This is a genomic window from Pedobacter sp. (assembly GCF_035566355.1).
Taxonomy (GTDB): Bacteria; Bacteroidota; Bacteroidia; order Sphingobacteriales; family Sphingobacteriaceae; genus Pedobacter.
Window position 1 is genome coordinate 1 of record NZ_DATMRL010000190.1, and the last position, 5,192, is coordinate 5,192.

A 5,192-nucleotide genomic window follows, 5' to 3' on the forward strand; every position below is an offset into this window, starting at 1 on the left:
CCCTTATTGATGGTTTGGGTACTTGCCGCCCACCATTGATCAGTAGTGTAAACAGGGAAGCTATTAATCCAGGCATCCATACCGCCACTTTTGCTTTCGGCACTTTCATAAATCACCCATCCCTTAACATGATGTTTATTGAAAGTTTTTTCATAATTCAGTTGAAGGTTCAGTTGCTTATCTTCAGCCCAGGTTGATTGCTCTTCTAAATAGCTTGGATTAACCTGTGACGATAGCTTGGTGCCCACGATATCATCATCATTGGTACTGATCATATATGGGTCAGGGGCTTTCATTACATACATGGTGTATTGTCTCTGAAAGGCTTTTGTACGGGCATTCGTATAAGATTTGATATAGCTTGCAGTAGCACTTAACCCAGGAACAAACGGAACTTTATAGGTCATATTCAGGTTAATTGTGGGCTTTAAAAGATTACTGTTAATATAACCGCCGCCGCCATTTGTTTCCTGCCCAACATTGGCTATCCAGCCATAATCAATAGGCAATCCACCCTTAGTGTAAACCGGCTGCCACGGCTGCCAAACCAATAACTTTGTGTAAATCCCAGATGGATCCCCCACCGAAGTACTTGTTGTGCTATGTGTAAAATCATTATTTAAAGCCATACCAGCGAAAAAGCTCAGATTTTTGGTTAAATCTCCCGAAATATTGGCCCTAAAATTATACTTATCGTATTCAAGATTCTTCATGAAACCCTCCTGCTTTACATAAGAACCACCTATAAAGTACTTCAATTTATCACTACCGCCAGAAACGCTTATATTATGGGTGGTAGTGGACGGATTTTTCCATATGGTTTGCAGTTGATTGTAACCATATCCGTTGTCGATGTTCTGCATATAAGCAAAATCAGCCGGCGTCCATTTGTCAGTCGCACTTGGGTTAATCTGATTATATAATTCGCCACCCTGGATCCCTGAAGTCAATGCCATATTCTTAAGTCTTGAATCAAATCCAGTATTAAAGGAATATTGAACCAAAGCTTTTCCAACTTTTCCACGCTTAGTTGTCACCACAATAACACCTCCAGCTGCTCTGGCACCATAAGCAGCCGTTGCAGCTGCGTCTTTTAGGGTAGTAACTTCATCTATTTCATTGGGACTAAGGTTATTAAAATCGGTTAAATTACTCACTTTCCCGTCTATTACAAACAATACAGGTTGTGAAGTGCCCGAAAATGAAGTTGCAGTACGGATCGTAATACCAGGTGACGATTGCCCAGGAATACCATTTGGATTGCCCACTGCAACACCGGCCATACGGCCGGCCAATAAATTACCTGCCATCGTAGTTGGTATTTCATTGTCGGCTTCGGTAAATTTAACATGTTCCACAGAAACTGAAACCAATTCTTTTTTCTGAGTTCCATAGCCAATCCTTACCTCATTTAGATTTACAGTTGAGGGTATTAACTCTATTTTCATCCTCACCCCTGCATTTACCGTTTGGCTGGTGTAACCGATCATAGAGATCACCAGAGAATTGCCCTTCTTGGTAAAGATTTCAAATTTTCCGTCGGCATTTGTTATGGCTTTTCCAGAACCACCTTGCACAGTAACAGTTGCACCCGGCAATGGTTTTTTATCCTTGCTATCAATAACAGTTCCCGAGAGTCTCTCCTGGGCCATAACATGATACGGCTGCAGCAGCAGCCAAATCATCCCAAGCAATTGTAGTTGCATTTTTAATAATCGTTTCATCATTTTATTGGTTTAGTTATTTGGTTCATCGAGGCTTTACTTACTCAGCATCAACAAGATAAAATTGAGGAGAATATTCTGGGCTGACCACTGTTAATTTGACCGTTTACAATGCTTTTTTTGCAGCAATAGCTACAAATAAAAATTTGAATTGTATAGAAACTTCATATGTTTGTTTAACTTTAGTTCCAATTCTAACCAATAGTTACTTATCAATACATTCCCTAAAAATTAGATTTTTAAGTAAAATGCAATACATCTACGAGAATTTCACTTTTCCACCAGAACAGTCTTTTACAGTACGGTCGGAAATCCTGGAAATAAAAAAGTATACTTCATTAAAATCCCATGTTAATTTTGAAATTGCATTATTAGAGAATTGCAGTGGGAAACGCTTTGTAGGTGATCATATTGAAGATTTCAACGGAACTGAACTGATCTTACTTGGAAGTTATTTGCCCCATTGCTGGCAATATTACAATGCTGTAGATGAACGTATAACCCCCCAAGCCACTGTAGTTCATTTCTTTCCGGATTTCCTCGGAAAAGAATTACTTGAAAAACCCGAAGCACAACATCTAAATCAACTTTTTTCAGATGCAGCAAAGGGTATTCGATTTTCTGGCCCCACCATAGTAAGGGCTAAGCATATTCTCAATCAAATGCTTTTTGAAAGCGGGCTATCGCGTGCAGCGCTTATGCTCCAGCTACTGGATATTTTGGCAAAATCTGCTGATAGTTATTGTACCTTGTCCTCTCCTTCTTTCAATATCATTGAAAATTCAACAGAAGCGAACAAGATCAACCGGGTTTTCGATTATATTTTTAAGAATTTTAAAGAAGATATCTCACTCCAGGATGTGGCTGCAGTAATACCTATGTCTACCGCCGCCTTCTGCCGGTTCTTTAAATTAAAAACCAACAGAACCCTGGTAGAATTTATTAAAGAAATCAGGGTTGGACATGCCGCAAAATTATTAATGGAAGGCAATTACAATGTTACTGAAACTTGTTATAAAAGCGGATATAATAACATCTCCAATTTCAACAAACACTTCAAAGATGTAAAGGGTCTTTCCCCGAGAGATTTCATTAAGCAGTACAAAACTTCTGCTTAACATGGCAATCTGCTAATTGCTAAACTTATAAAAAGGGATCACCTCTACCCACTTCTGGCCGGGCATTGTCCCGGCAACTCCTTTTTGATAATTATTCATTACTTTATTCCATTCTACGCAGCGTGGGCTGTAAGACTCGGCCAATTTACCCATTGCGTTCAAGTTGGCATTTTTAGGAACGGTTATGCGCATTACAATAAGGTCATTGAAACGATATAGTGTGATGCTTTTATAACCCGCTTTTTTAAAACCCGCCTCTACCTCAGGCCATATATGTTTGTGGTAGTCCAAATATTCATTCAGTTTCTTATTGTTGTCTACCGTATTGACTACGAATATCTTTTCTGCATATTCAACCTCTTTTGATACAGGATCCACTTGTTGTTTACACATGGTTAAAAAACAGGCAAACAGGATCAATATTAAATTCAGGGACAGGTTTTTCATGGGGAAATCAATTAAAAATCACATAAATCAAAATCATAACAGCGGCTAAAGCCAACCACACCAGCCAGGTTGTTTTGGAACTGCCTACCACTTCATTTTTTGATTCCAGCAGTGAAGGCAAAGCCATGTTTTCTTTAGGCTTTGTAAGCAGTGAAATGATGATAATGACCACACTCAGGGCCACGAATATGTAAAACGAAAGCATTAGAAAATGTGGCCAGTAACCCTTATATGGATAGTTTAACACGTGACATGCCCCTAGTATCAGACAGAGCAACCCACCGCCGTAAAGTACAATTTCTGCTGCAGTACTGTTTACGCGTTTCCACATCACCCCCGCCAGAAAAACGACAGACAAAGGAGGAGCAAGTATAGAAACCAGTCCCTGACTCAGTTCAAAAAAATCTTTTCCTGAATAAGAGAAAAGCATCGCAATCCCAACACCACATATGGCGGCAATTAAGGTAACCCACCTACCCATTCTTACCTGTTGCTTTTGGTCAAGCACTTTGACTTGCGTCACAACATCTAAAGTAAATACGGTACAAAATGCATTTAAACTGGAGGAAACCGTATCAATCAATGCTGCGATCAAGGCTGCAATGCTCAAACCCAGTAAACCATGGGGCATCAATCTTTTGATCATGGTGATATAGGCATTGTCTGGCTGAGCGGTATCTTTAAATAGGACATAGCACATAATACCTGGAACAATGAATATTAAAGGCATGATAATCTTAAGGGCTGCAATAAAGACCGCCCCATATTGCCCTTCTCTTAAATCCTTAGCTGCCAGCACTTTTTGTACTATGGTCTGATCTGCACACCAGTAATAGATAGCCACAACCGGGTATCCCAAAACAATAGAGATCCAGCTGTACTCCGGATGTGATGCAGGAAGAAAAAGCTTCCAGTAATTGGCTGGTGTTTGACTCATTAAAGAACCGATACCTCCAATTTTCTGAAAACCTATAAAAGTAAGCACGATAGAAGAAGCAATAATAATAACCGATTGAAAAACTCCCGTACGAACTACTGCTTTCAATCCTCCAACTGCCGTAAAACTGGTGGCAATGCAAGCAATGACAACAATTGCAGTGAATAAAGAACAGCCAAATATTCCGGAGATCAATAATCCCCCGGCGTACAATGCACTGCCCAACCAGACCACCAATATAGAAATCAGACTGTAGATGACCAGGAAATTATAAGAGCGTTTACCGAAACGGATCAGCAAAAACTGTGGAATGGTGCTAATTTTAGCTTTGAGATAATAAGGCAAAAATGCCATGGCCAACAGCATCAAAAAGACCCAGGCCAGCAATTCAAAATTACTGCCAACTATACCATGAGAAAAACCGATCCCTGCAAAACCAATCAGCATCATCGGGCCGGCATTGGCACTGAACATAGAAAAGCCTATTTGCCACCATTTTAAGGTCCTGCCCCCCAGGAAAATATCTTCCTGGCCTTTCTCTTTCCTGTTCAGATAAAAACCGATAAAGAATAGGGCCAGGATATAACATCCCAACACTAAATAGTCAACTTGATTAAAAGATAAATTCACGGTCTGTTTGGTTATTTATGTCGCTAATTACATGGATACTCTAGGATTGTACTTCTGAATATATTGCCTTTCCCATATTTTCTCCTGTATTACTTTGTTCGCTTTATAACAATAATCCCAATCTATTCTTACTGGAAAGCCTTCCGTATCCGGCAAGATAAACTTACCATTTTTCCAGGTTGGGCATATCAGAAAATAAGCTTCCAGACCATGCATAATAGAATACAGGTACTCCACCAAACCACCTTCATCAGCAGAAGCCATGAGCGCCGTCGAATATAAAGAATATCCTCCGGAAGAGAATTGTATTTTTTGGTTTTGACTGAGGTCTCTTAC

General features: G+C 39.8%; 5 protein-coding genes. 1 reads left to right on the forward strand and 4 read right to left on the reverse strand.

The features are described 5' to 3' along the window. The coding region (locus tag VNZ46_RS07500; RefSeq protein ID WP_325559461.1) for a carboxypeptidase-like regulatory domain-containing protein at positions 1 to 1,727 on the reverse strand (1,727 nt) is incomplete at its 3' end. Positions 1,728 to 1,972: 245 nt separating this feature from the next. Between VNZ46_RS07500 and VNZ46_RS07505 the strand changes: the two genes are divergently transcribed. Next, entirely contained in the window at positions 1,973 to 2,842 is an 870-nt protein-coding gene (locus VNZ46_RS07505; protein ID WP_325559462.1) for an AraC family transcriptional regulator, read from the forward strand. A gap of 12 nt (positions 2,843 to 2,854) precedes the next feature. On the opposite strand, the gene VNZ46_RS07510 is transcribed toward VNZ46_RS07505, so the two are convergent. The 3 genes from VNZ46_RS07510 to VNZ46_RS07520 form a co-directional block, all read right to left on the reverse strand. Then, complete coding sequence (locus tag VNZ46_RS07510) at positions 2,855 to 3,289, reverse strand: L-rhamnose mutarotase (protein ID WP_325559463.1); 435 nt, start codon at positions 3,287 to 3,289, stop codon at positions 2,855 to 2,857. 7 nt (positions 3,290 to 3,296) lie between these two features. Then, a complete protein-coding gene (locus VNZ46_RS07515; RefSeq protein ID WP_325559464.1) occupies positions 3,297 to 4,856 on the reverse strand; it encodes an SLC5 family protein in 1,560 nt (519 codons plus the stop codon). A gap of 27 nt (positions 4,857 to 4,883) precedes the next feature. Next, a partial coding sequence (locus VNZ46_RS07520) for a hypothetical protein (RefSeq protein WP_325559465.1) occupies positions 4,884 to 5,192 on the reverse strand: 309 nt, incomplete at its 5' end.

Coding starts and splice junctions, on each gene's coding strand:
- VNZ46_RS07510 (WP_325559463.1), bottom strand. CDS start 3,289: ATGAAAAACCTGTCCCTGAATTTAATATTGATCCTGTTTGCCTGTTTT.
- VNZ46_RS07505 (WP_325559462.1), top strand. CDS start 1,973: ATGCAATACATCTACGAGAATTTCACTTTTCCACCAGAACAGTCTTTT.